This is a genomic window from Rhodococcus sp. USK13 (genome assembly GCF_018343855.1).
GTDB lineage: Bacteria > Actinomycetota > Actinomycetes > Mycobacteriales > Mycobacteriaceae > Rhodococcus_F > Rhodococcus_F oxybenzonivorans.
In genome coordinates this window covers 4870323-4895273 of the sequence record NZ_CP069242.1, presented here as the reverse complement: position 1 = coordinate 4895273, position 24951 = coordinate 4870323, and the positions used below count along the sequence as shown (strand labels likewise).

The 24951-nt window shown below is 66.2% G+C and carries 26 protein-coding genes; 12 read left to right on the top strand and 14 right to left on the bottom strand.

The genetic code is table 11. From position 1 onward, the window contains the following. The first annotated feature begins 14 nt into the window (after positions 1–14). A complete protein-coding gene (locus JQT59_RS24970) occupies positions 15–449 on the top strand; it encodes a nitroreductase family deazaflavin-dependent oxidoreductase (RefSeq protein ID WP_213572404.1) in 435 nt (144 codons plus the stop codon). Between the two features lie 49 nt (positions 450–498). Next, positions 499–1848: a threonine ammonia-lyase IlvA gene (gene ilvA / locus JQT59_RS24965; protein ID WP_159921751.1), complete on the top strand. Its 1350-nt coding sequence runs from the start codon at positions 499–501 to the stop codon at positions 1846–1848. 1 nt (position 1849) lies between these two features. On the opposite strand, the gene JQT59_RS24960 is transcribed toward ilvA, so the two are convergent. After that, positions 1850–2374: a TetR/AcrR family transcriptional regulator gene (locus tag JQT59_RS24960; protein WP_213572403.1), complete on the bottom strand. Its 525-nt coding sequence runs from the start codon at positions 2372–2374 to the stop codon at positions 1850–1852. 122 nt (positions 2375–2496) lie between these two features. Here JQT59_RS24960 and JQT59_RS24955 point away from each other — a divergent pair, with 122 nt between their 5' ends. Further along, positions 2497–4077 carry an MFS transporter gene (locus JQT59_RS24955; RefSeq protein ID WP_213572402.1) on the top strand — a complete coding sequence of 527 codons (1581 nt, stop codon included), beginning with the start codon at positions 2497–2499 and terminating at the stop codon, positions 4075–4077. Here JQT59_RS24955 and treZ read toward each other — a convergent pair. The 5 genes from treZ to JQT59_RS24930 all read right to left on the bottom strand — a co-directional run bounded on the left by treZ (position 4029) and on the right by JQT59_RS24930 (position 8243). After that, on the bottom strand, positions 4029–5777 hold the full coding sequence (treZ, locus tag JQT59_RS24950; protein WP_213572401.1) for a malto-oligosyltrehalose trehalohydrolase: 1749 nt from the start codon (positions 5775–5777) through the stop codon (positions 4029–4031). The two genes, JQT59_RS24955 and treZ, sit on opposite strands and share 49 nt — an antisense overlap. 90 nt (positions 5778–5867) lie before the next feature. Beyond that, complete coding sequence (locus tag JQT59_RS24945) at positions 5868–7214, bottom strand: permease prefix domain 1-containing protein (RefSeq protein ID WP_213572400.1); 1347 nt, start codon at positions 7212–7214, stop codon at positions 5868–5870. Further along, positions 7214–7576 (bottom strand): PadR family transcriptional regulator, encoded by a 363-nt coding sequence (locus JQT59_RS24940; RefSeq protein ID WP_208961802.1) that lies wholly within the window; start codon positions 7574–7576, stop codon positions 7214–7216. Before JQT59_RS24940 ends, JQT59_RS24945 begins: the two co-directional genes overlap by 1 nt. A 67-nt stretch (positions 7577–7643) precedes the next feature. Next, positions 7644–8066 (bottom strand): NYN domain-containing protein, encoded by a 423-nt coding sequence (locus tag JQT59_RS24935; protein WP_213572399.1) that lies wholly within the window; start codon positions 8064–8066, stop codon positions 7644–7646. Positions 8067–8099: 33 nt separating this feature from the next. Then, positions 8100–8243 carry a hypothetical protein gene (locus tag JQT59_RS24930; RefSeq protein WP_201453563.1) on the bottom strand — a complete coding sequence of 48 codons (144 nt, stop codon included), beginning with the start codon at positions 8241–8243 and terminating at the stop codon, positions 8100–8102. A 110-nt stretch (positions 8244–8353) separates the two neighbouring features. On the opposite strand from JQT59_RS24930, the gene JQT59_RS24925 reads away from it, so the two are divergent. From JQT59_RS24925 to JQT59_RS24915, 3 genes are all read left to right on the top strand, one after another. Then, positions 8354–8542 (top strand): DUF1918 domain-containing protein, encoded by a 189-nt coding sequence (locus tag JQT59_RS24925; RefSeq protein WP_213572398.1) that lies wholly within the window; start codon positions 8354–8356, stop codon positions 8540–8542. A gap of 81 nt (positions 8543–8623) precedes the next feature. Next, positions 8624–9259, top strand: coding sequence for a TetR/AcrR family transcriptional regulator (locus JQT59_RS24920; RefSeq protein ID WP_213572397.1), 636 nt, complete (start codon positions 8624–8626; stop codon positions 9257–9259). A gap of 137 nt (positions 9260–9396) precedes the next feature. Next, entirely contained in the window at positions 9397–9744 is a 348-nt protein-coding gene (locus JQT59_RS24915; RefSeq protein WP_213572396.1) for a PLD nuclease N-terminal domain-containing protein, read from the top strand. A 13-nt stretch (positions 9745–9757) separates the two neighbouring features. Here the strand turns inward: JQT59_RS24915 and JQT59_RS24910 are convergent, their stop codons facing one another. The 4 genes from JQT59_RS24910 to JQT59_RS24895 are packed head-to-tail and all read right to left on the bottom strand — an operon-like array spanning position 9758 to position 16703. After that, positions 9758–10699, bottom strand: coding sequence for an NADP-dependent oxidoreductase (locus tag JQT59_RS24910; protein WP_213572395.1), 942 nt, complete (start codon positions 10697–10699; stop codon positions 9758–9760). Continuing rightward, positions 10696–13083, bottom strand: a complete 2388-nt coding sequence (treY, locus tag JQT59_RS24905; protein ID WP_213572394.1) for a malto-oligosyltrehalose synthase — start codon at positions 13081–13083, stop codon at positions 10696–10698. Before treY ends, JQT59_RS24910 begins: the two co-directional genes overlap by 4 nt. 12 nt (positions 13084–13095) lie before the next feature. After that, positions 13096–15357, bottom strand: coding sequence for a glycogen debranching protein GlgX (gene glgX / locus JQT59_RS24900; protein ID WP_213572393.1), 2262 nt, complete (start codon positions 15355–15357; stop codon positions 13096–13098). A 32-nt stretch (positions 15358–15389) separates the two neighbouring features. Beyond that, positions 15390–16703 carry an adenosylmethionine--8-amino-7-oxononanoate transaminase gene (locus JQT59_RS24895; protein ID WP_213572392.1) on the bottom strand — a complete coding sequence of 438 codons (1314 nt, stop codon included), beginning with the start codon at positions 16701–16703 and terminating at the stop codon, positions 15390–15392. A 77-nt stretch (positions 16704–16780) separates the two neighbouring features. Between JQT59_RS24895 and JQT59_RS24890 the strand changes: the two genes are divergently transcribed. Next, on the top strand, positions 16781–17923 hold the full coding sequence (locus JQT59_RS24890; protein ID WP_213572391.1) for an 8-amino-7-oxononanoate synthase: 1143 nt from the start codon (positions 16781–16783) through the stop codon (positions 17921–17923). Beyond that, the gene (gene bioD, locus JQT59_RS24885) at positions 17920–18630 is read left to right on the top strand and encodes a dethiobiotin synthase (protein WP_213572390.1); all 711 of its coding nucleotides are present in this window, start codon (positions 17920–17922) and stop codon (positions 18628–18630) included. The genes JQT59_RS24890 and bioD overlap by 4 nt, the downstream gene beginning before the upstream one ends. A 34-nt stretch (positions 18631–18664) precedes the next feature. Here bioD and JQT59_RS24880 read toward each other — a convergent pair whose 3' ends face one another. Beyond that, positions 18665–19072 carry a VOC family protein gene (locus tag JQT59_RS24880; RefSeq protein ID WP_397517740.1) on the bottom strand — a complete coding sequence of 136 codons (408 nt, stop codon included), beginning with the start codon at positions 19070–19072 and terminating at the stop codon, positions 18665–18667. Then, positions 19069–19455: a VOC family protein gene (locus tag JQT59_RS24875; RefSeq protein WP_213572389.1), complete on the bottom strand. Its 387-nt coding sequence runs from the start codon at positions 19453–19455 to the stop codon at positions 19069–19071. Before JQT59_RS24875 ends, JQT59_RS24880 begins: the two co-directional genes overlap by 4 nt. 173 nt (positions 19456–19628) lie before the next feature. Between JQT59_RS24875 and JQT59_RS24870 the strand changes: the two genes are divergently transcribed. The 4 genes from JQT59_RS24870 to JQT59_RS24855 are packed head-to-tail and all read left to right on the top strand — an operon-like array spanning position 19629 to position 23453. Further along, a complete protein-coding gene (locus JQT59_RS24870; protein ID WP_109329332.1) occupies positions 19629–19913 on the top strand; it encodes an Rv0250c family protein in 285 nt (94 codons plus the stop codon). Further along, positions 19910–20734 carry a succinate dehydrogenase subunit SdhC gene (sdhC, locus tag JQT59_RS24865; protein ID WP_213572388.1) on the top strand — a complete coding sequence of 275 codons (825 nt, stop codon included), beginning with the start codon at positions 19910–19912 and terminating at the stop codon, positions 20732–20734. Before JQT59_RS24870 ends, sdhC begins: the two co-directional genes overlap by 4 nt. A 36-nt stretch (positions 20735–20770) precedes the next feature. Beyond that, positions 20771–22702 (top strand): fumarate reductase/succinate dehydrogenase flavoprotein subunit, encoded by a 1932-nt coding sequence (locus tag JQT59_RS24860; protein ID WP_213572387.1) that lies wholly within the window; start codon positions 20771–20773, stop codon positions 22700–22702. 1 nt (position 22703) lies between these two features. Beyond that, positions 22704–23453, top strand: a complete 750-nt coding sequence (locus JQT59_RS24855) for a succinate dehydrogenase/fumarate reductase iron-sulfur subunit (RefSeq protein WP_213572386.1) — start codon at positions 22704–22706, stop codon at positions 23451–23453. 61 nt (positions 23454–23514) lie between these two features. On the opposite strand, the gene JQT59_RS24850 is transcribed toward JQT59_RS24855, so the two are convergent. Together JQT59_RS24850 and JQT59_RS24845 are read right to left on the bottom strand one after the other, a co-directional pair. Further along, a complete protein-coding gene (locus JQT59_RS24850) occupies positions 23515–24186 on the bottom strand; it encodes a sterol desaturase family protein (RefSeq protein ID WP_213572385.1) in 672 nt (223 codons plus the stop codon). Further along, on the bottom strand, positions 24183–24914 hold the full coding sequence (locus tag JQT59_RS24845; RefSeq protein ID WP_213572384.1) for a FadR/GntR family transcriptional regulator: 732 nt from the start codon (positions 24912–24914) through the stop codon (positions 24183–24185). Before JQT59_RS24845 ends, JQT59_RS24850 begins: the two co-directional genes overlap by 4 nt. Positions 24915–24951 lie beyond the last annotated feature (37 nt).

The window sequence follows — 24951 nt, the reverse complement described above, 5'->3', positions numbered from 1 at the left end:
GGTTCACTGGACGCATGCCACTCACAGGTGAATACGAACCCAGTCCGTCCAAGTGGGCCGCAGATCAAGCGGAGTTGATCGAATCGAGCAACGGCACCGAAGGTACGACGCTCAATGGATTGCCCGTCGTCCTGTTGACCACCCGTGGCGCCAAGTCCGGGAAGCTTCGCAAGACCCCGCTGATGCGCGTCGAGCACGACGGAAAGTATGCGATCGTGGCGTCCCTCGGCGGCGCTCCGAAGAACCCCGTGTGGTACTACAACGTGAAGGCCGATCCGCACGTCGAGCTCCGGGACGGTCACATGAAACGGGACATGGTGGCCCGGGAGGTGACCGGCGAGGAGAAGGCGTCCTGGTGGGAGCGCGCAGTCGCCGCGTTCCCCAACTACGCCGATTATCAGAAGAACACCGACCGGGAGATTCCCGTCTTCGTTCTCGAGCCCGCCTGAGAATTGCCCCGGCTGGTACGACGGGCTGTGGTGGTGGGAACATATGCGGGTGTCCACATCGCCCGATACCGCAGCCCGCAACACCACTTCGCCCCTGACCGTGGGCGACATCGACGCGGCGATCGAGCGAATTTCCCACGTGATCGACGCCACGCCGCTGCAATGGAGCGAGCGGCTGTCGGCGCTGACCGGAGCAAATGTCTACCTCAAGCGCGAGGACCTACAGGTTGTCCGCTCCTACAAGCTGCGCGGCGCCTACAACCTGATGGCTCAACTCGCCCCGGACGAACGTGCGGCGGGTGTGGTGACGGCCAGCGCGGGCAATCACGCGCAGGGAGTGGCCTTCGCCTGCCGCGCAATGGGAATCGTCGGACGAATCTATGTTCCGTCCAGTACGCCGAAGCAGAAGCGCGACCGCATCCGCGCGCACGGCGGCGAGTTCGTCGAACTCATTCTGACGGGGGAGACCTACGATGCCGCGGCCGCTGCCGCCACCGCCGATGTGCTGCGCACCGGGGCGACGATGGTCCCACCGTTCGACGACGCACGCACTGCGGCGGGCCAGGGGACGATCGCCGCCGAGATCCTTGCGCAGCTCGACACTGTTCCCGACGCGGTGGTCGTCCCGGTCGGGGGAGGCGGGTGCATCGCCGGTATGGCGACCTATCTTCACGCTCACGCGCCGCGGACTGCGCTCGTCGGCGTGGAGCCGACCGGCGCGGCGTCGATGACCGCCGCCCTGGTGGCCGGGGCGCCGGTCACACTGTCGGAGATCGACCCGTTCGTCGACGGTGCCTCGGTGAAGCGGGTCGGCGACCTGCCCTTCGCCGTCGTGTCCGCGCTCGGCGCCGAGGTCGTTTCGCATACGGCGCTGCTGCAGGCTGACGGGTCGACGATCCGACTCGATCCGGAGAGCTTCGTCATGACGAACCTCGACGAAGGTGCCCTGTGCACCACGATGCTCGAGCTGTACCAGAACGAGGGCATCATCGCCGAGCCCGCCGGCGCACTGTCCGTCGCCGCCCTCGGCAGCATCACGTTCGAACCCGGTTCGACGGTGGTGTGCCTCGTCTCGGGCGGCAACAACGACGTCTCGCGCTATGGCGAAATTCTGGAACGGTCGCTGGTGCATCTCGGTCTCAAGCACTACTTCCTCGTCGATTTTCCGCAGGAACCGGGCGCGCTGCGACGATTCCTGGACGAGGTGCTCGGTCCCGAGGACGACATCACGCTGTTCGAGTACGTCAAACGGAACAACCGTGAGACCGGCGCCGCCCTGGTAGGTATCGAGTTGGGGAATGCGGACGGTCTCGGCGACCTCCTCGAGCGGATGGAGCACTCGCAGATGCAGGTGGAGCGGCTGGAACCGGGTAGCCCGGCGTACCGCTACCTCACCTGAGTTACTTCTGCAGAAGTCGCTCCACGACCTTGCTGTACAGCTCGGGCTCGGGCAGGGGGAGTCCGAGTAGGGCCGCGAGGTAAATTCCGTCGCCGACCAGCCGGACGATCTCGGCCTGCACCGGGTCGTCGATTTCGCTGTGCAGGCCTTCGTCCCAGCCGCGCATGACCTCGATCACCGCTCGCTGGATCTCGTCGTGTTGTCCGTCGACGCTGCGCAATGCGGCGATGGTGGATCGATAGAGGGCCAGCTCTTCGGTCGTGCTGGCATCCGGAACCTGCAGATACCACTCGGACAGCGAGGTGCCGCCGGAGACGGCGTCGGCGAGCTGGGCGTCGGCGCGCTCGCCCAGGCGACGCACCATCGCCGCGAGGAGTGCTTCCTTGCTGGGGAAGTGGTACAGCAGACCACCCTTGGAGACCTCTGCTTCGGCGGCGACTGCTTCGAGTGTCACCTGGGCGATTCCGACGTCGAGTAACAACTTCTCGAGGGCGTCGAGTATTCGATCGCGCGTACCGGCAGCCATGAAGAGGGACTGTACCCGGAAATAACTTTACCGTCCGGACGGTTCAAGCTACAGTAGCCAGCTGTACCGGCTGGACGGTTTACCTATCGTGTCGGCCCTCCAAGGAAAGTCGTAGGAAAGAAATGTCTGTCTCCACGGATCGCGGGATCAACGACGCCTTCGGCGCGCCGGATCAGGCATCCGCGTCACGCCGAGACTGGCTCGGACTCGTCGTTCTGGCGTTTGCCGTACTTCTGATCGCCGTCGACGGCACGGTGCTCGATCTCGCTCTTCCCTTCATCAGTGCCGACCTCGAGCCGAGCAGCACGCAGCTGCTGTGGATCATCGATGTCTACTCCTTCGTGCTCGCCGGACTGCTCATCACGATGGGCACCCTCGGTGACCGCATCGGCCGACGGCGCCTACTGCTCGTGGGCGCTGCCGGTTTCGGTATCGCCTCGTTGATTGCGGCGTGGGCGCCCACCCCGGAGATGCTCATCGTCGCGCGGGTTCTGCAGGGAATCTCCGGTGCAACCCTCATGCCGGCGACTCTCGGGCTGATTCGGACGATCTTCGCCAACCCTCGCGAGCGCACACTGGCGATCGGTGTGTGGGGCGCGATGGCCGGCGGCGGAACCGCGGCCGGCCCTCTGATCGGTGGCTGGCTACTCGAACACTTCTGGTGGGGTTCGGTGTTCCTGATCAACATCCCGGTGATGCTGGTCCTCATCGTCGCCGGACCGCTCGTGATCCCCGAGTCGAAGGATCCGACACCGGGTCGCTTCGACCTGCTCAGCGCTGCGCTGTCGATGTCGACGATGCTGCCGCTCGTGTATGCGGTGAAGGAAACGGTCGTCCACGGGTTCGCGCTGGAACTCCTTGCGATCGGCCTGGTCGGCGCGGCGTCGGGCGTGGCATTCGTGCGCAGGCAGCGCGCGATGAAAGATCCGATGATCGACGTCGCGCTGTTCGCCAAGCCGGCCTTCTCGACGGCCGTGCTCACGAACCTACTGTCTATCTTCGCCCTGGCAGGCGTGCTGTTCTTCGGATCCCAGTATCTGCAGCTGGTGCTGGGTAACACGGCATTGGAATCGGGTGTGCTGATGCTCCCCGGCATGCTGCTCAGCGCTGTCACCGCGCTCGCCGCCGCCTGGATGGTGCGCCGGTGGTCGACATCCCACGTCCTCGGTGGGGGCCTCGCGGTCGCCGGACTCGGTGCCGCGATGATGCTGACACTGAGTGTCGACGGTGCACCGACGATGTTCGTCGTCGGCTTCGCCCTCGCCGGGGCCGGTGTCGGGATTGCCTTGACCCTGACATCCGACCTCGTCGTCAGTGCGGTCGAGCCCGAGCGGGCGGGCGCCGCCTCGGCCGTGTCCGAGACGGCGTACGAACTCGGTGTCGCACTGGGTGTCGCAGTCCTGGGCAGCGTGGTGATGGCCTTCTTCCGCGGCGGCCTCGACACATCGATGCTGGCACCGGAACGGGTGGACGCGGCCCGCGGCACGCTCGGTGCGGCGGTCGCGGAAGCCGAGCATCTACCCGATACGTCGCGATCGGTCTTTCTGGAGTCGGCGCAGTCGGCGTTCGTCGAGGGCATGCACGTGGCCGCAGGCGCCACCGCGCTGATTCTGTTCGCCACCGCGGTGCTCGTGCTCCGGATGCTGCGCGGCCGTCAGCCCGAGGCGACAGTGCGCGAGGCATCGAGCATCACGAACGAGTGACCCGGCACGATCGTCGCCGACGCGGTCTCGTCCTGCTTCGGCGGCTCCCACCACAACACGGGGGAGCCGCCGACCGGCACGGTCACCGGGTCCGCTCCGAGATTGCACGCGAGTCGCAGCGCACCGCGATGCACCACGACCCAGCGTTCGTCCTCGTCGTAGTCGACGGTGAGGTCGTCAAGCCACGGATCGGTCAGCTCCACGCGTTCACGTCGCAGGCGAAGCAACGCGCGGTAGCACTCGAGTAACCGGGCATGGGGTTCGCGCCCTCGTTCGTCCCAATTGAGCTTCGAGCGCTCGAAAGTGAGCGGGTCCTGCGGGTCCGGGACGTCTTCGGTACTCCAGCCGTGCTCGGCGAACTCGGCCTTGCGGCCTTCCGCGGTTGCCCGTGCCAGCTCGGCCTCCGGATGCGAGGTGAAGAACTGGAAGGGTGTGCTCGCGCCCCACTCCTCGCCCATGAACAGCATCGGCGTGAACGGCGAGCACAACACAAGTGCCGCCTTCACGGCCAGCTGCCCCGAGTCGAGGTAGGCGCCAGGGCGGTCACCGATCGCCCGATTACCCACTTGATCATGTGTGCAGGTGTAGGTGACCAGCGAACTGGCCGGAATCTGCCGCGTGTCCAAACGACGCCCGTGGATGCGTCCGCGGAACGTCGAGTACGTGCCGGCGTGAAACCAGCCCTGCCGCATCGTTTCCGCCAGGCACGCGAGTGACCCGAAGTCACCGTAATAACCCTGCCGTTCACCCGACACCGCGGCGTGGACGGCGTGATGCATGTCGTCGTCCCACTGCGCGTCGAGGCCGTACCCACCGGCAGAACGCGGAGTGATCAACTTCGGATCGTTGAGGTCGCTTTCGGCAATGAGGGTCAGTGGCCGACCCAGATGAGCAGAGAGGCGGCGCGTTTCCACAGCCAGTTGTTCGAGGAGGTGGGTCGCGGTGTGGTCGACGAGGGCGTGGACCGCGTCGAGACGCAGCGCGTCGACATGAAACTCCTCGAACCAGCGGAGCGCGTTGTCGATGATGTAGCGCCGCACATGGTCGCTGCCGGGGCCGTCGAGGTTGATGCTGCGACCCCACGTGTTCGCGCCCTGCGCCAGGTAGGGGCCGTAGCGGTCGAGGTAGTTCCCCGACGGTCCCAGGTGGTTGTAGACCACATCGAGTACCACCCCGAGGCCACGGGCGTGGCAGGCGTCGACCAGGGCCTGCAGGCCGTCGGGACCTCCGTAGGCCTCGTGCACGGTGTACCAGAGGACGCCGTCGTATCCCCAGTTGTGGGTTCCGTTGAAACCGTTGACGGGCATCACTTCCACGAAGTCGATACCGAGTTCCACGAGGTGGTCGAGCTTGTCGACGGCAGCGGCGAAGGTTCCTTCGGGCGTGAAGGTTCCGATGTGAAGTTCGTAAATCGAGGCCCCGGCGAGCTGGCGGCCGTGCCACTGCGAGTCCGTCCACGCGTCTCGGTCGACGGTGTGCAGCTGTGACGGTGCGTGCACGCCGTCGGGTTGGCGTGGCGAACGGGGGTCGGGGAGGGCGGTGTCGTCATCGTCGAGAAGGAAGGCGTACCGCGAGTCGGGAGACGCGTCGACCTCCGCTCGCCACCAGCCGTCCGGAGAGGGTGTCATGTCGTGACTTCGGCCGTCGACGTCCACGCGAACGGCGCTCGGAATCGGAGCCCATACCTCGAAAGTGTGCACCCGACAAGCATGCCTTGCCCTCGCGCGGCGTGCAGGGTTGTCGGCCCTGGCTGGTCAGGCAGCGTTACCGCCGACGCGACTGGGTCATGGTTACATGAAATCGAAGGCGGGGGGCACCGCAATCATGGCGAGAGCTGCCCACCCGCCGTATACGGGCAGATATCGGGTTTGCCAGCGCTCGACGGCGCCGAACCCGCACCGGCCGCGGACGAAGCCGAAACCGAGTCGAGCGGACCACACCAGGTTGACCAACAACACCACGTTCAGTCCCAGCGCGGTTACTTTGTTCGGTGTGAAGCCGAATTCCGCGATGCGACTGAGCATGGCGGTCAGCATCAGCACGTCGACGGCGAGTGCGCTGACGACGAGGACGAGTTGCAGCTTGTCGAACAGGTCGGGAGGTGCCAGCGGATCACGTGCGGAGATGGCATACAACAGCAGGCCGAGCACGAGCACGAGAATGAGATCCATGAGGATGAGCAGATCTCGGTCGACGCCGACGACGCTGCGGGCAGCCGCGAACGCCGTCAGCAGTGCCAGCAACATGAGAATGGTGAGTGGCGTGAACACGCGAGTGAGCACGGGGGCGATGTTTTCGATGACGTCCTGCTTCGCCTCCACAAGCCAGGCCGCAACGAGAATCGCGCCGGCAATGCCGAACGGCAGGATCCACTGCTCGATGACCCACTCGACATCGAGGTCCAGGGAGGCGAATGCGCCGACAGTCAGGCCGATCAGCACGCCGCCACCGAGCGCAAGCAGGGCCATGTAGACCACCCACTCGCCGGTGAACCGGACGAAGTCCATGCGGCGCCGTTGGGATCGCCAGTCGCCACCGACATAGGCCAGCCCGGCGACGAACCACAGCGCAATGGGCGCGTGGATCGCCGCGATCACTTCCGTCGACCCGTTGTCGACGAACGGAAAGAGATTCAGGACGAGTGCCGCGACCACGAAGGGGACAGCGAGTGCTGCGGCGCCGCGCACTGTCATCTTCCGTTTCCACGCGAAGTATGCCGTCAGGAAAGGCAAGACGAGGAGGCTGATGTTTCGGGCCAGGGCAAGCTCGGGCAGCCACTCCATTCCAGCCTTGACGGCCAGTCCCGCTCCGACGGCGAGGGTCAGGACGACGCTCAGTTCGCGTTTGGACGAAGTGGTTTCGGGTTCCGCGGTGGCCGGCATCAGCACGAGTTGCTTCCACAGTCGGTCGGAATGCTCGAGCGCGAACTCGCGGGAGATCGCGTCGAGGTTGCCCATACGTCCGACGGCGACGAGGAAGGCCTCGGCCGCCGTCAGCCCGACCGCGGACAGGTCCGAGACCTGATCGCGGAGGTGACCTTCCATTTCGTCGACATCGGCACTCGAGATCACGCGGTGGCCCCGAACGTAACCACGCCACTGGCCGATCTGCGATTCCAGCTCTGCGTCGGTATCCATCACGACCACCCCTCGGCGGCGGCCGGTGGAAGCTGAGCGGACTGCCACACTCGATGCAGGGCTTCCGCAACGACGGTCCATTGCATGCGCCGGTCGGCGAGCATGTCCCTGCCGGGATCGGTAATGGCGTAATGCTTACGACGCCTGCCGTTGTCGGCCGTGCGCCAGGTTGCCGTGACGTACCCTGATCGCTCGAGACGATGCAGGAGCGGGTACAGCATCCCGTCCGTCCACTGCATCCGCCCGCCCGACAACTCGTTGACGCGCTTGATGATGGCGTAACCGTACGACTCGCCGTCGGCGAGAATGCCGAGCACGAGCGGGGTGGCCGAGGCTGCCACCAAGTCCTTGTCGATGAACATCCGACCTCCATACCTAGTTCCTCTAGGGTTCGAAATTGACCCTAGCAGATCTAGGTATGAAGTGAGCTCACCGTTCTCCGGGTGATTCGATGCGATCGAGCAGCCACCGGGGTCCGACTGTGCCGGCCCCGAGCGCCTCGACCCGAGCGCGGAGTCCGCGATCTGCCGTCACCACCCTGACCGGCCGGTCGCTGTTCGTTTCGACCGCTTCAGCCACAATGCCGACGATCGCGTCATCACCGGATCCGTCCGCCAGCACCACCTGCAGGTGGTGCGAATTCACCTCCTGCTCGTCGGCGACCGCGACTCGCGCCGCGCCTTCGAGCACGGCAATCACCTCCCGTGGTTCATCGAGGCGTTCCTGCCACCGGGCCAGCTTCACGAGCAATCGCCGGGCGGCACCGCCGCGATCACGCCACCAACCATCGGGCCTGGAACCGACGACGTTCGCGGCATCCACCACGATGAGAACGGATCTGGCATCGGTCATGAGCGACGGTTCGAGCGCGTCGGCACGGGACGCTCAGTCCTTGCCGGAGTCTTCGACCTTCTCGATGATTTCGGCGCCGAGGACCGACAGTCGGTGTTCCTCGGCATCCTGCACGGTGCCGAAGTCGTGCTCTTCCAAGACGTTGTGGTCCTTGTCGAGGTATCGGTAGGTTGCCATGTCCCCACGATGGCACATCGAGTCTGCACATGCCGGTGAGTCAGCCCTTTCGCCGGCGGTCGCGAAGTAGCAAGCTTGAGGTGACGAGTCCAGTATCGCGAGGAGCAGTCATGCACGTAGCAGTGGGAGACCGGTTGCACGTCCAGGGCAGGGTTGTGGGAGCGCACGCGCACACCGCCGAAGTCGTGGAGGTACATGGGGAGAACGGCGAACCGCCCTACCTGGTCCGGTACGACGACGGTCGCGAAGCGCTGGTGTTTCCAGGGCCCGACGCCTGGGTGGAACATCCGCAGTCGTAGGGCATCGACGCGTGGGTGGACCACGGTGACTCACCGCATTGGTTGCAGGGGCGCTGCTTCCAATGCGGTTAGCATGAGTTCGTGCTGGAACCGGTCAGAAGGACCTACAGTTCGCCGTTGCGGGCGGAGTCGGCGCGCCGCACCCGCGTCCTCGTCCGGGATGCTGCGGCCCGACTGTTCGTGGACCGGGGCTATGTGAGCACCACGGTGCGCACAGTTGCCGAAGCAGCGGGAGTCGCAACGCGGACGGTGTTCACGGCGTTCCCGGGTGGGAAGGCCGATCTGTTCCACGAGGCGCTCGCCGCCGCCATCGAGGGCGGCGACGACAGCATGCCGACCGTGTATGCGTCTGCCTCTCGCGACGGCGATCCGGTCGAACGCATCCTCGACGAAGTGGTGGGGTACGGCGCTGACGTCCTCGAACGGGCCGGGACTCTCATGTTGACGTCGATCAAGAGTTCGGGCGCCGACGAGGACATGAGGCGATTCGCCGAGGAGGGCGCCCGAGCGTCCGCCACGAACGCGATGACCCTTGCCGAAGGGCTTGCCGCGCACGACCTGCTGCGACCGGAGATCTCCGTGCAGCGAGCGGCGGACGTCCTCTTCACCGTCGTCTCACCCCAGGTTCATTCCATGCTTCGGCACGACTGCGGGTGGGACATCGACGAGTACCGCAACTGGGTCAAGGCGATGATCAGGGCAAGCCTGCTCCATTGACCCGGCACGCTCTGTGGTTTCATGGGCGCAGTAATTCCATGGACACAGTAATTCCATGGACACCGCCGTTTCACGACACGTCATTCCGTGGGACACCGCGCTCGGCATTCCCGGCGCGCTTCTGAGGGGGAATCTCGGTGCCGTACTTTGTCTTCGGTCTCGTCACTCTACTGTTGTGGGTCTACTGCCTCGTCGACGTGATCACGCGGAACGAGTCGGATATTCGGCACTTGCCCAAGATGGTGTGGCTGCTGATCGTGCTGCTCCTGCCGACCGTCGGGTCGTTGGTCTGGTTGTTCGTCGGCCGCGGCGCGGGAGTCCGCAGACCGGGCACGACAGGTGGGTTCGGCGAGTACGAGCGCCCCGGCCGTCACGTGGCACAGAACCCGGACGACGACGAAGCGTTTCTCCGCCAGTGCCGCGAACGCGCCGAAGAGCAACGCCGTATCGCGCGACGTCGGAGGGAAGAGTCCGGCGAGCCCTGAGGCGGCGCAGCGGTTACGGAAGCAGGACGAACTTCCCCGCAGGGTGGGGACCGGCAAGTTCGGTGTGGGCGCGTCCGGCCTCGGCCAGCCAGTATGTCCGGGCGACCCGGACCCTGAGGTCGCCGCGGTCCGCGAGATCGACGACCACCGCTCGGAGGCGTCTTCGAACTTCTCGACTGGCAGGATTCTTGCCACCCACGCCGAGGAAGCCGGCGTCGACCGCACGCGGTACTGCCAGGGTGGTGACCATCCGGGACGGGTCGCGTACCGATGCGACGGACACATCGACAGCCTCCTCGCCGCCGACCGTGTCGATGACGGCGTCCACGCCGTCCGGCGCGAGGATGCGGACGCGATCTACCAGACCGTCTCCATAGGACACCGGGGTGGCGCCGAGCGACCGGACGTAGTCGTGATGTCCCGGCCGGGCCGTGCCGATCACCGTCGCGCCCCGGCCGCAGGCCACTTGGACGACGCACGACCCGACAGCGCCGGCCGCTCCGTGGACGAGAACCAGATCTCCCGAACCGACCTGGATGACGTCGAGTGTCTCGACCGCGGTCGTACCGGCCACCAGGAGCCCGGCGGCCTCGTTCCACGGCAGCGACGGCGGTTTGCGGACAACGGAATCGGCGCCGACGACGAGTCGATCCGCGTATGCCCCGTCGACCGGGTATGCGATCACCTCGTCACCGGGCGAAAGGGGCCCGTCCGGACCCGTCGCGTCCTCGCCGACCTCGACGATCACGCCGGCCGCCTCGGCACCGAGGCCCATGGGTAGGGAATCGGGATCGGTACCGAACGCGCCGCTGTACCGCTTGTAGTCGATGGGATTGACGCCGATCGCCCGGACTTCGATCGCGACCTCACCGCGCGCCGGGGGAACCGGATCAACCTCCACGACAGTGAGGACCTCGGGACCGCCGTAACCTCGGGCAATGACGCGTCGCGTCATGACCCTGGCAACTCGGCTACCGAAGTTCGGCTGAGCAGGGCCACCGGGTAGCGATCGAACAGGCTGGACAGCCGAACATGGCCGGACTCTACGTCCTCGGCGGTCAGCAGGTTCGTCCACGAACCCTCCGGCAACGTGAATCCGGTGTCGCCCCAGCCGCGTTCGCTGAGCCGGACGCTGTGCCGGGTCGCGAGAGCGATGACATCTTGGGCCGCACCGGATCGGCCTCGCGCGAAGCCGATCAGGTGGGCGGACGCACTTCCCGAGGCGAACACCGGTGTGTACGTGTCGAAGCTTTCGGGACGTGTTCGGCGCAGCCTGAGTGCGGTACGAACAACGTGGAGCTTGGCCGCGCCGGTGGCGTCGACAGGAGGGAGGGCCAGTCCGTCGAGCGCGCGTCGGCGAACGTCGTAGTCCACCAGGCGCCGGTTGTCGGGGTCGACGAGCGAGTCTTCCCACAACTCCGTTCCCTGATAGACATCCGGTATTCCGGGTCCACAGAGCTGGAGCAGCTTCTGGCCCAGAGCGTCCGACCAACCGTGGGGTGCCAGCTGGGTGCAGATCGAACCGAGAGCCTTGCCGACGGCACCGTCGATCACCGTGTCCAGCCAGCGATGGAGATCGCGTTCGAATTCTTCGTCGACATCGTTCCAGGATGTGCGGGTGCTGGCCTCGCGGACCGCCTTCTCGGCGTAGGCGTGGATGCGATCGCGGAAGTCCGGAACGTCCGCGGCCGCCCGACCGTCCACCGGCCAGACCCCGAACAGGTTCTGCCACAGAAACAATCCGAGGGTCGGGTCGGGACTGGGGGCGATGCGCTCCCATTGATCCACGCACTCCGCCCACAGGCTCGGCACCTGGGACAAGACGCCGATACGTGCGCGGACATCCTCACCGCGCTTCGTGTCGTGGGTGGACAGGGTGGTCATCGCCCTCGGCCACCGCGTCGCCCGCCCGGCGAACGCCAGGTGGAACTCGGCGGGGGACACGCCCACCGTCGCGGGATCGCCACCCACTTCCTGGAGCGAGACGAGGCGAGCGGTGCGATAGAACAGGCAGTCCTCGACGGATTTCGCCATGACCGCACCGCACACCTGGTGGAACCGCGTGGCCGCCTCACCCCCACGAATGAGGGCCGACGCCAATGCCGCCAACGGCTCCGCCATGCGCGGCTCTTCGGCGACAACGCTCCCGATCACCCGGTGCGCCAGGCCGGCGAGGGGACTGTAGTCGGACCGGTACACGGGCATGGCTGCGACCACCGCGATGACCGCGTCTCGGACGTCCTCGACGACGTAGTCGCCGTCGGCTTCCCGAAGGATCGCCCGCACCAGCCGCCGGACCTCCGGAGCGAGCATCGTGCTCGCCACTTCACGTTTGATCTCGGGTTCGCGCTGTCGAAGCCAGGCGCTGTCTCCCCGCTCTTCGGTCCGGGCCGCCGACAGCGCAGTCAGCGCGGGCGCCCCGGCCGAATCGAGGAACACCCCACCCAGTTCAGCCAGCGCGTCGTATCCGGTGGTGCCGTCGATCGGCAGGTGATCGTCGAGTGGTTCCTCATGACCCAGGATCTTCTCGATCACGAGCCACCGATCCGGGCCGATCATGGCGCGGAGCCGATCGAGGTAACCCGCCGGATCGGCCAGCCCGTCGGGATGGTCGATGCGCACACCGTCGACGAGGTCGTCCGCGATCCAGCTCTGCAGCTCGCGGTGTGAGGCGTCGAACACGCGTGGGTCCTCTTGACGGATCCCGGCGAGATCGCTGACCGCGAAGAACCGCCGGTACCCGATGAGTCCGGAGTTCCACGGGACCAGGCGATACGACTGCGCCTCGTGCACGGCCCGCGCGTCTTCCGAGTCGGTGCCCGGGGCGATCGGGAAGCGGTGCTCGTAGAACGCGAGCAACGGTTCTTCGCCGGTGCGGTCGACCGTGAGCGAGTCGAGGTCGGAGTCCGATCCCAGAACGGGGAGCGCCAGCTTCCCGTCCGCACCGTTGTCCGGCCGCCAGTCGACATCGAAGAAGTCGGCGTAGTCAGACAGCTGTCCGTGGGTGAGAACGTCCCACCACCAGGCATTCTCGCGGGGGTTGGCGACGCCCACGTGGTTGGGAACGAGATCGACGACGAGTCCCATTCCCCGCCGCCGTAGCTCCTCGGACAGGGCTGTGAGCGCGTCCCGACCACCGAGTGCCGGGGACACGGTCGTCACATCGGTCACGTCGTACCCGTGTGTCGAACCCTTGCTGGCGGTGAGGATCGGCGACAAGTAGACGTGCGAGACGCCGAGGTCGTCGAGATAGTCGGCGACCGCAGCGGCGTCCGTCAATGTGAAGGCGTCGCCGCGCAACTGGAGCCGATAGGTCGCGGTAATCGTCGGATTCCCCATGCTCGCCCGGCCTCAGGCGGTCCGTCGCAGCACGACCAGCGAGCGCGCCTCGACCTCGAGCGGCTTCCCGGCCTCGATCACCGCGTCGTTCGACCCCGTCGGCACCGCGGTGTCGAGCACCACGGTCCACTCGTTCGCGTAATCGGAGTTCGGCGTCGAGAACTCGATGGCGTCGTCGTGGGCGTTGAAACACATCAGGAACGAATCCCCGACGACCCGCTCGCCGCGATGATTGGGCTCAGGGATCCCCTCGCCGTTGAGGAACACGGCCAGCGACTTGCCGAACCCGCTGTCCCAGTCCGCGGGTGTCATCTCCTCACCGGACGGGGTGAGCCAGGCGATGTCCCGAGTCTGGTCCCCGCTGCGGATGGGGGTGCCATCGAAGAAACGTCGCCTGCGGAACACCGGGTTCTTGGCCCGCAGGTCGATCACTCGTTTGGTGAACTCGACGAGGTCGGCGTTGGTGTCTGCGAGCGACCAGTCCATCCACGACAATTCCGAATCCTGGCAGTACACATTGTTGTTGCCCTGCTGAGTCCGGCCCATCTCGTCGCCGTGCGCGATCATCGGAGTGCCCTGGCTGAGCATCAGGGTGGCCAGGATGTTGCGGCTCTGACGGCCACGGAGGTCGAGCACCTCGGGGTCGTCCGTCGGTCCCTCGACACCACAGTTCCACGAACGGTTGTGACTTTCGCCGTCGTTGTTGTCCTCGCCGTTGGCCTCGTTGTGCTTCTCGTTGTAGGAGACGAGGTCGCGCAAGGTGAATCCGTCGTGAGCGATGACGAAGTTGATGCTCGCACCGGGACGGCGGCCCGTCGCCTCGTAGAGGTCCGAGGAGCCGGTGAGGCGGGAGGCGAACTCGCCGAGGGTGGCGGGCTCACCGCGCCAGTAGTCCCGAACAGTGTCGCGGTACTTGCCGTTCCACTCGGTCCACAGTCCCGGGAAATTGCCCACCTGGTAACCACCCTCGCCGACGTCCCACGGCTCGGCGATGAGTTTCACCTGGCTGACGATCGGATCCTGCTGCACGAGGTCGAAGAAGGCGGACAGTCGATCGACGTCGTGCAGTTCCCGGGCCAGCGTGGAGGCGAGGTCGAAACGGAAGCCGTCGACGTGCATCTCGGTCACCCAGTAGCGCAGCGAATCCATGATCAGTTGCAGTGTGTGGGGGTGTCGGGCGTTGAGGCTGTTGCCCGTTCCCGTGTAGTCCATGTAGTGCTCGAGGTCACCGTCGACGAGCCGGTAGTAGGCGGCGTTGTCGATGCCGCGGAAGCTGATCGTGGGGCCGAGATGGTTTCCCTCGGCCGTGTGGTTGTAGACGACGTCGAGAATCACCTCGATGCCGGCCTCGTGGAAGGCACGCACCATCGCCTTGAACTCGGACACCGCGCCACCGGGCTTCTCGGCGGACGAGTAGCCCGTGTGGGGAGCGAGGAAGCCGAAGGTGTTGTACCCCCAGTAGTTACGCAGACCTCTATCGAGAAGCGTCTGGTCGTGCATGAACTGGTGCACCGGCATCAGTTCGATCGCGGTGACGCCGAGATCGACCAGATGATCGATGATCGCGGGATGGGCGAGACCGGCGTACGTGCCGCGGAGCTCTTCGGGCACATCGGGGTGCGTCGCGGTCATCCCCTTGACGTGGGCTTCGTAGATGACCGTCTCGTGATAGGGGCGTTTCGGCGCCCGGTCGGTGGCCCAGTCGAAGAACGGGTTGATCACCACGGTCGTCATGGTGTGGCCCAGCGAATCGTGCCCGGGCAGGGGAGAACCGGGGTCGTCCTCGTTCTGCGCACCGCTGCTCTGCGCGTCTTCGCCCTGGTCGCTGTCGGCCGCGGCAACGCCCTCGGCGTCGGTGCCGGCAGCGCGATCGGCCTCTTCCGCCGGCTCGGGCAGATCGATGTCGTACGAGAACAACGACCGATCCCCGTCGAACTCCCCGTCGAACGCCTTGCCGTACGGGTCGAGGAGCAACTTGCTGGGGTCGCAGCGATGTCCCGCCGCGGGATCCCACGGGCCGTGGATGCGGTATCCGTACCGCTGTCCGGGTTCGACGGTCGGCAGATAGGCGTGCCAGACGTACCCGTCCACCTCGTCGAGACGCACCCTGGTCTCGGTTCCGTCCCGGGCGATGAGGCAGAGGTCGACCGCCTCCGCGACCTCGGAGAAGACCGCGAAATTCGTCCCTGCGCCGTCATAGGTGGCGCCCAGTGGGTAGGCCGTTCCGGGCCACACGGGGATGTGTGTGGTGCCGATCTCGTCGCTGGCAGTCATGAGAAGAACATTAGCCCGCGGCGCCCGGGCGCTCAGCTCGAGGCGAGAGGGCTTCCGGCGCCGCGCGAGCTACCTGCCGCGGCAAGCATTCCGGCTGTGATGTTCCGCACGTCGTCCCCTGTGGACACGTAGGGAGGCATGGCGTAGATCAGATTGCGGAACGGTCGAAGCCAGACCCCGGCGTCCACCGCCGCGTCGGTCGCCGCCTGCATGTCGACGGGGTCGGTGAGTTCGATGACGCCGATACCGCCGAGCACCCGCACATCCCGCACGCCGGGCAGGTCGCGGGCAGGAGCGAGGCCGGACTCGAGTCCGCGGTGCAGCGCCGCGACCTCGCCCCGCCAGTCGCGTGCGAGCAGCAATTCGACGGCGGCGACGGCGACAGCGCACGCGAGGGGATTGGCCATGAACGTGGGACCGTGCATCAGTCCACCGGCATCCCCGGCGCTGATGGTCTCGGCCACCTCGGTGCTGCAGAGGGTGGCCCCGAGGGTGAGATACCCGCCGGTGAGCGCCTTGCCGATACACATGACGTCCGGGCTGACACCCGCGTGCTCGGCGGCGAACAGCTCACCGGTCCGGCCGAACCCTGTCGCGATCTCGTCGAAGACCAGCAAGAGTCCCTGCTCGTCGCAAATTCTTCGTAGTTCCGTCAGGTAGCGGGAATCGTGGAAGCGCATACCGCCCGCACCCTGGACCACCGGCTCCACGATGACCGCCGCGAGCTCGTCGGCATGCGAGCGTGCGAGGCGCTCGAACTCGTCGACGTACTGCGGATCGAAGTCGCGTGGGGGCGGTCCTGCGAACACCTGCCGGGCGAGCACGTCCGTCCACAGCGAATGCATCCCGCCGTCCGGATCGCAGACGCTCATCGGGGCGAAGGTGTCACCGTGATAGCCGCCGCGCCAGGTCAGGAGCCGGTGCTTCTGCGGCTTGCCCCGGCTGCGCCAGTACTGCAGGCACATCTTCACGGCCACCTCGACCGACACGGAACCGGAGTCGGCGAGGAAGACCTTGTCGAGCCCGCCCGGCGTGATGTCGACGAGCAGTCGTGCCAGCCGCGCCGCAGGCTCGTGGGTGAGACCCCCGAACATGACGTGGCTCATCCGCCCCAGTTGCTCCGCGGCCGCGGCATCGAGAACGGGGTGGCGATAGCCGTGCACTGCCGCCCACCAGGAACTCATTCCGTCCACCAGTTCGCGCCCGTCCGCCAGGACGAGGCGCGTGCCCCTGGCCTCGGTCACGACCAGCGGGGTGGTGGAGGAGGGAAAGGCGCCGTAGGGATGCCACAGCAGCGAGGCGTCGAGGGACGTGATCTCTTCGGCGGTCAGGCTGGGACGGGTCACGTTCGTGACCCTATCCACTGGACGAAAAGGGGGCCCACCCGGGTTGAACACTGTTCAAGTCCCGTATCGTTCCGGAGGTGAGCAACGATCGCACCTTCTCCACGTGGCTCGACGACGTCGAGCATCGACGTCGCGCCGCCGGACTGCGCCGTGAGCTGCGTCCGCGGACGGCCGGAAGCGCACTCATCGACCTTGCCTCGAACGACTACCTGGGTCTCGTCCGTCATCCCGAGGTACTGCACGGAGCGATGACAGCTCTACGCAGATGGGGTGCGGGAGCGACGGGTTCTCGTCTTGTCACTGGATCGACCACCGAACACCAACTGCTGGAATCGGAACTCGCCGAGTTCGTGGGCGCAGAGGCCGGCTTGGTGTTTTCGTCCGGCTACACCGCCAACCTCGGGGCAGTGACCGCGCTGTCGGGGGCGGGGTCGTTGATCGTCAGCGATGCAGGCAGCCACGCTTCCCTCGTCGACGCCTGCCGGCTTTCCCGCGCCCGCGTCGTCGTCGCGCCGCACTTGGACATCGAGTTCGTCCGGGCCGCGCTGGCCACCCGGTCTGAAGAACGCGCCCTCGTCGTCACCGATTCGGTCTTCAGCGCTGACGGCGATCTGGCACCGCTTGTCGCAATGCACCAGGTGTGTCGCGACACCGGCGCCCTCCTCGTGGTCGACGAGGCCCACGGTGTCGGTGTGCGCGGCGAGGGCGGGCGGGGGCTGGTCCACGAGGTCGGACTCGCGGGTGAACCGGACATCGTGATCACTGCAACGCTGTCGAAGTCCCTCGCCAGCCAGGGCGGTGCAGTCCTCGCCTCCGAGAAGGTGCGCGCCCATCTGATCGACGCCGCCCGCACCTTCATCTTCGACACCGGCCTGGCGCCCGCCGCGGTAGGAGCGGCGAGGGCGGCGCTGTCGGTGCTGACACGCGAACCGCACCGCGCGGCCGCCGTGCTCGACCGCGCGCGGGACCTCGCGCGTTTCACCGGCGCCGCGACTCCGGAATCCGCCGTGGTGTCCGTGATCCTCGGTGATCCTCAGCGCGCGGTCGACGCGGCAGCCGCATGCCGGGAGCTGGGTGTGCATGTCGGATGCTTCCGGCCGCCGTCGGTGCCGGAGGGCACGTCGCGACTGCGGCTCACCGCCCGGGCGACATTGGGCGAAGAGGAATTGGCGCTGATCGAGACGGTGCTCACCAGCGTGGTGGCGGGAGCCTCGGCATGAGTGTGCTCATGGTGACGGGAACGTCGACCGATGTGGGCAAGACCGTCGTGACCGCCGCACTCGCTGCGACGGCTCAGGCTGCGGGCCGTTCCGTCGCCGTGTGCAAACCGGCGCAGACGGGCGTCGCCCCGGGAGAGCCGGGTGACCTCGCCGAGGTGACCCGGCTGTCCGGTGTCACCGCGGTGCTGGAACTCGCGCGTTATCCCGAGCCGCTCGCCCCCGACACCGCTGCCAGGCGGAGCGGTATGCCGCTGCTGCACTGCGCCGACGTGGTGGCGGCGGTCCGGGCGCTCGATGCCGGGCACGACCTCGTCCTCGTCGAAGGTGCCGGTGGTCTGCTGGTCCGGATGGGGGAGGCCGGGTTCACGCTCGTCGACGTTGCGCGTGCGCTCGATGCGCCGGTCGTCGTGGTCGCGGCCGCCGGGCTCGGCACCCTCAATCACACCGAACTGACCATCCGGGCCCTCACCGGAGCCGGGCTGTCCTGCGCCGGCACGATCATCGGGTCGTGGCCCGATCAGCCCGGGCTCGCCGAGCGCTGCAACCTCGTCGACCTGCCCGTCGTGACGGGAAGCGGCGTGGTCGGCAGTGTGCCCGCGGGCAGTGGCAGCCTCGACGCGGAGACGTTCTCCGCAGCAGCACCGGAATGGTTCGACAGCGGCTGGCGGACGTCGGTGCTCACCGGAGACTTCCTGACCGGACACTGATCGGGCACCGGGCCAGCGAAGCCGTGGTGCCGGGTCAGGACTCGGACAGCACCGACAGGATGTTCCCGGCGGGGTCGGTGAACCAGGCGATGTCGGGGCCGTTGCCGCGCATGATCCCCTTGTCGTCCTGCTCGAAACCGTCGTACCGCAGGAAGTGCACCCCGCGTTCGGTCAGCGCGTCGACCGTCTTGTCGACGTCGTCGACGGCGAAGTTCACGATGGTGTACGTCGCCGGTGTGTGGTCGGGTTTCGGGTAGATGAGCACCACTGGTCCGTTCGGCAGATGCAGCCCCAGTAGTCCCATCTCCTCTTCGGTCACCTCCAGTCCCAAGGTGTTGGTGTAGAAGGACTCGGCGGCGGCAATGTCGTTCACCGCGAATCCACTGAATCCTCGGGATCGGGCCAACACGTCGGTCCGCCCGCTTTCCTGTCGAGTGGTCATGACATCTCCGCTCGCGCACGCTCGCTGAGCTCGATGATCTGTACGTAGTTACCGTCCGGGTCGATCGCGGTGCCGAACCAGCTGCCGTCGCGATCTTCGAGCGGCGACAACCACGTGACACCCAGGTCGTCGAGACGCCCGGCGGCGGCGCGCGCATCGGCGACCTCCACGTTGAGCAGGATGCGACCGGGTTCGGGGTTCGTGTCGCCGACATCGTCGCGGCGGTCGATCATGATGTAGAAACCGTCGAAGTCGAGTACGTAGTACCCCGGCTCGCCGGGCGTGCGATCGACCTTCGGTGAGAAGGCTGCGGCATACCAGTCCCGCAGTCGCTCAGGATGTGTACTGGCGAGCAAGATGCTGCCGATGGATGCGTCGGCCATGATTTCCTCCAGATGTTCGAGAGTGCTGTTGCCTTTCCGAAGGTATGGACTCGTGCGATCTGGGAAAGTCATCGCGGCGGGACTCGCCGGGCCGAAAAGCCGCCCGTATCCGGCGGGATGTCGGTAGTGTGATACGCGTCACGGGTTCATCCGTCTGGGTTGGGAGGGGTCCAATGTCGACCTCCGAAATGCTCGAATTGAATCGTACGATCAACCACCTCCGGCGGTGTGTCGGGTCGTTGCGTTCGATGTATGGCGACGCTGCACAGGTGCGCCGGCTCAGTAACGATCTCGAGCGCCTCGAGATCGACGCCCAGGAACTCGACACCTCGCCGCCGCATGTCACGCGCCGCGAACCCGTCGAGCGGATCAAGATCCCCGACGTCCCCTATGACGCCTCGATGTGGGCGGGTGTCGACGACGAAGGTCTCGGCGGCTGCCACTACGAGCGCGGATGAGCGCGCCACCGAAAAATTCCGAAAATCTGGGTGTTGCGTCCCCGAGGCGTGCCCGAATCGCGGAGCGGACACTACGGACCGACAGGTGGTGGCAGGCGCCCCTGCTGACCGTGCTCGGACTCGCGGCGTTCGTGATCTACGCGTCGATTCGTTCGTGGGTACGGACCGCCTACTTCGCCGAGGAGTACCACTACCTGACGCCGTTCTACTCACCCTGCCTGAGTGATTCGTGCGTGCCCGGGTCGAGTGACTTCGGAACTCCGATCGGCGAATTGCCGATGATCATTCCGCTCGGGTTCCTCGTGTTGCCGTTCCTCTTGGGGTTCCGGCTCACGTGCTACTACTACCGCAAGGCGTATTACCGCTCGATCTGGCTCTCGCCCCCGGCGTGTGCTGTGGCCGAACCCCACCGAACCTATACCGGTGAGACACGCCTTCCCCTGATCGTCCAGAACGTCCACCGATACTTCTTCTACGTCGCGGTGATCGTCTCGCTGATCAACACCTACGACGCCATCCGAGCGTTCCACGGCGCGGACGGGGGTTTCGGCATCGGGCTGGGCACGCTCATCCTGGTCGGCAACGTCATCCTGCTCTGGGCGTACACCGTGTCCTGCCATTCATGCCGGCACGTCGTCGGCGGGCGGCTCACCCACTTCTCGAAGCACCCCGTCCGCTACTGGTTGTGGACCCAGGTGAGCAAGCTCAACGCACGCCACATGCAGCTGGCCTGGACCACCCTCGCCACGCTGATGATCACGGACTTCTACGTGATGCTCGTGTCCAGTGGGACTCTGTCGGACTTGCGACTGATCAACTGACCGCGCATCGAAGCCGCCGAACACGAGGGGAGTGGAATGACGGAAGTCGAACGGCACCGGTACGACGTCGTGGTGATCGGTGCGGGTGGCGCCGGACTGCGAGCGGTCATCGAGGCACGCGAGCAAGGCCTGTCCGTGGCCGTCGTCTGTAAATCGCTGTTCGGCAAGGCGCACACCGTGATGGCGGAAGGTGGCTGCGCGGCCGCGATGGGCAACGCGAACGACAAGGACACCTGGCAGACCCACTTCCAGGACACGATGCGTGGGGGGAAGTTCCTCAACAACTGGCGGATGGCCGAGTTGCATGCGCGTGAGGCGCCCGACCGAGTCTGGGAACTCGAGACCTACGGGGCGTTGTTCGACCGGACCCCGGACGGGCGGATCAGCCAGCGCAACTTCGGGGGCCACACGTATCCGCGGCTGGCGCACGTCGGTGACCGCACCGGTCTCGAACTGATCCGGACGATGCAACAGAAGATCGTGTCGCTGCAGCAGGAAGATTTCGCCGCCACCGGCGACTACGAAGCGCGGGTCAAGATTTTCGCCGAATGCACCATCTCGGAACTGGTCAAGGATGGCGACCGCATCTCGGGTGCGTTCGGGTATTGGCGGGAAAGCGGCCGATTCATCCTCTTCGAGGCCCCTGCCGTGGTGATGGCGACAGGGGGGATCGGCAAGTCGTTCAAGGTCACCTCCAACTCCTGGGAGTACACCGGCGACGGACACGCTCTCGCACTGCGTGCGGGGGCCAACCTCATCAACATGGAATTCGTCCAATTCCACCCGACCGGCATGGTGTGGCCGCCGAGTGTCAAAGGCATCCTCGTCACCGAGGGCGTGCGCGGCGACGGCGGGGTCCTCAAGAACGCCGAGGGTGAACGGTTCATGTTCAGCTACATTCCCCCGGTCTTCAAGGGCCAGTACGCGGAGACGGAGGAGGAGGCCGACGGCTGGTACAAGGACTCCGACAACAATCGCCGTACCCCCGATCTGCTGCCCCGCGACGAGGTCGCGCGTGCCATCAACTCCGAAGTCAAAGCCGGGCGGCAGACCCCGCACGGCGGCGTGTATCTCGACATCGCCTCCCGGATGCCCGCCGACGAGATCGTGCGCCGGCTGCCGTCGATGTACCACCAGTTCAAGGAACTCGCGGACGTCGACATCACCAAGGAACAGATGGAAGTCGGACCCACCTGCCACTACGTCATGGGAGGCATCGAGGTCGACCCCGACAGCGGCGCGGCCAGTGTTCCGGGTCTCTTCGCGGCGGGGGAGTGCTCGGGCGGAATGCACGGGTCCAATCGGCTCGGCGGAAATTCGCTCTCCGACCTCCTCGTCTTCGGGCGTCGCGCCGGGCTGGGCGCCGCGACGTACGTGTCTTCACTGACGGACCGGCCAACCGTGTCGGACGAGGCCGTCGATGCGGCCGCACGAATGTTGCTGTCGCCCTTCGACTCCGGGCAGGAGGGGGAAGCGGTCGAGAATCCGTATACCCTGCACACCGAGTTGCAACAGAACATGAACGACCTCGTGGGCATCATTCGCAAGGCAGACGAAATCGAGCGCGCACTCGACAAGCTCGCCGATATCAAGAGCCGGATCGGTGCCGTCGTCGTGGAAGGGCACCGTCAGTTCAATCCCGGATGGCACCTTGCCGTCGACCTGCGCAACATGGTCCTCGTCAGCGAGTGCGTGGCGCGGGCGGCATTGACCCGCACCGAAAGTCGCGGTGGGCATACCCGGGACGACCACCCCGCCATGGATGCGCAATGGCGCAACACCCTGCTCGTCTGCAGTGTGAACGGCGACATGGCATCCCATCCCGATGCCGTGATCCCCGACGTGGTGGTCACGCGGGAGCAGCAGGAGCCGATGCGAGCAGACCTGCTGGAGCTCTTCGAGGCCGACGAACTCGCCAAGTACTACACCGACGCGGAACTCGCCGGGCATCCCGGGAGAAAGGCCTGACATGGGGTACGACGCACAGTTCCGGGTCTGGCGCGGTGACGTCGACGGGGGCGCCCTGCAGGACTACTCGATTCCCGTCAACGAGGGCGAGGTGGTCCTCGACATCATCCACCGACTCCAGGCCACGCAGGCACCCGATCTGGCCGTCCGCTGGAACTGCAAGGCAGGTAAGTGCGGGTCGTGTTCGGCCGAGGTGAACGGTCGGCCCCGGCTGCTCTGCATGACGAGGATGTCCACCTTCACTCAGGACGAGGTGGTGACGGTAACGCCGCTGCGGACCTTCCCGGTGATCCGCGACCTCGTCACCGACGTGTCGTACAACTACCTGAAGGCACGAGAAGTCCCGTCGTTCACGCCGCCTCCCGGACTGGCGCCGGGCGACTACCGGATGAAGCAGATCGATGTGGAACGGTCTCAGGAATTTCGTAAGTGCATCGAGTGCTTCCTGTGCCAGAACACCTGCCACGTCGTGCGCGATCACGAGGACAACAAGGCGGCGTTCTCGGGTCCGCGATACTTCATTCGCGTCGCGGAACTCGAAATGCACCCACTCGATACTGCAGACCGCCGCAATGCGTCGCAGGACGAGTTCGGTCTCGGTCTGTGCAACATCACCAAGTGCTGCACCGAGGTGTGTCCCGAGGGTATCAAGATCACGGACAACGCCATCATCCCGATGAAGGAACGGGTGGTCGATCATCGATACGACCCGCTGGTGTGGTTGGGTAACAAGCTCTTTCGCCGGGATTAGCGCCTCCGGCGCCCGTGAGTACTTATTAACATTCCGAGGTTGACAAGTACTCACAGGGGCGTCAGTGCACGGTGTGGAGGCTGCGAGCGGTCGGCGACTTCTCCACCGACTCGGGGTCGGGCGCGGTGCCGAGTAGACGGTCCGCCGTTCCCGTGGTGGTCACCGTAAACCAGTAGTGCTCGTTCTTGTAGTGATGGTGCCGGTGGCTGCGCCAGATCGCCCGATAGAACCGGGATTTCGGCTTGTAATCGCTGTGGATCAGATAGTGCGTCCACTCGTACACAATGCCCAGAGCGCTCAGTGTGACGAGGAACGTCAGCCCCAGGCCGAGGCGCGGGAAAGCCAGCACGGACAGACCGGCGAGAACCGGAATGAGCCACGTCAGGGTCTGCCAGGGGATGAAGACCAAAGGCACGTCCCGGGGATCGACGTGGTGCTCGCGATGCTTACGGGCAAGCAGCGAGTCGACGGTCAGGCCCAGGACTCTGCGGGGCTTCCAGTGCAGGATGCAGACGTGAATGACCCATTCGGCGAACGGGAACAGCGCCAGCATCACCACCGGCAGGACGGCATCGCTCAGGTGCCAGTCGCCCACCGCCAATCGTGCCGCGACGGCGACCGCCAGCATGCCGCCGACCATCCACGGGGACGGGTGGCGCCGGAATTGATCGGCGGCCTCACGCAGGGTGAGTGACCGACGTCGGCGGCGGTCTGCCGAAGAGTGTGTCGTCATGAGTGCTGCTCCTGTTGTTGGAGTTGGTCGATGGCGGTCGTCACCGCAGCAGTCCCGAGGTCGAGAAGGGTGGCGGCGACACCGGTGGCAGTGTCCTCGTCGTGCGTGGCGACGGCATCGGCGAGTGCGTGATAGAGGTCGGATCTCCCGACCTCGGCAACCATGACGCCGGCCATGGCCGCCATGGTCGGCTCATAGGCGTTGCGCAGGCTGTTGAAGATGAGCCGGAAGGCGATCGAATCGGCCGCGTCGACCACCCTCTCCCAGAATGTGAGGGCGTGCACCTGTTGCGAGACCGGATCGCTCGCGGCCGCCAGGGCCTCGGCCGCGTTCTGCACGGCGGCCGCCGCGTCGGGGGTCGCCCTGCCCGCGGCGAGTCGGGCCACCTGCGTGCCGATCATCCGGCGTGCCTCGAGGACGCTCCGCACGACCGGCCAATCGGGTTGTCCGTTCCGGATCAGCAGCTGCGACAGCAATTCGGGCCCACCGTGCTGCCGAAAGTCGCGCACCGACGTCGCATCGCCCTGACGCACTTCGACGAGGCCGGCCTGCGCGAGCTTCTGGATCGCTTCGCGCACGGCCGGCCGGGACACACCGAACGCCTCGGCGAGTCGCCGCTCGCTGGGCAGCGATTCGCCTGCGGCGAGGTCCCCGCCCAACACGCGTGCGGTGATCTGGTCGAAAACCTCGGTGGATGCGGACTTCCGCGCGATCGGTTCGAACATCATGCAGCAACGATAGAGCGGTCATAGGTAAGAGGTCAAG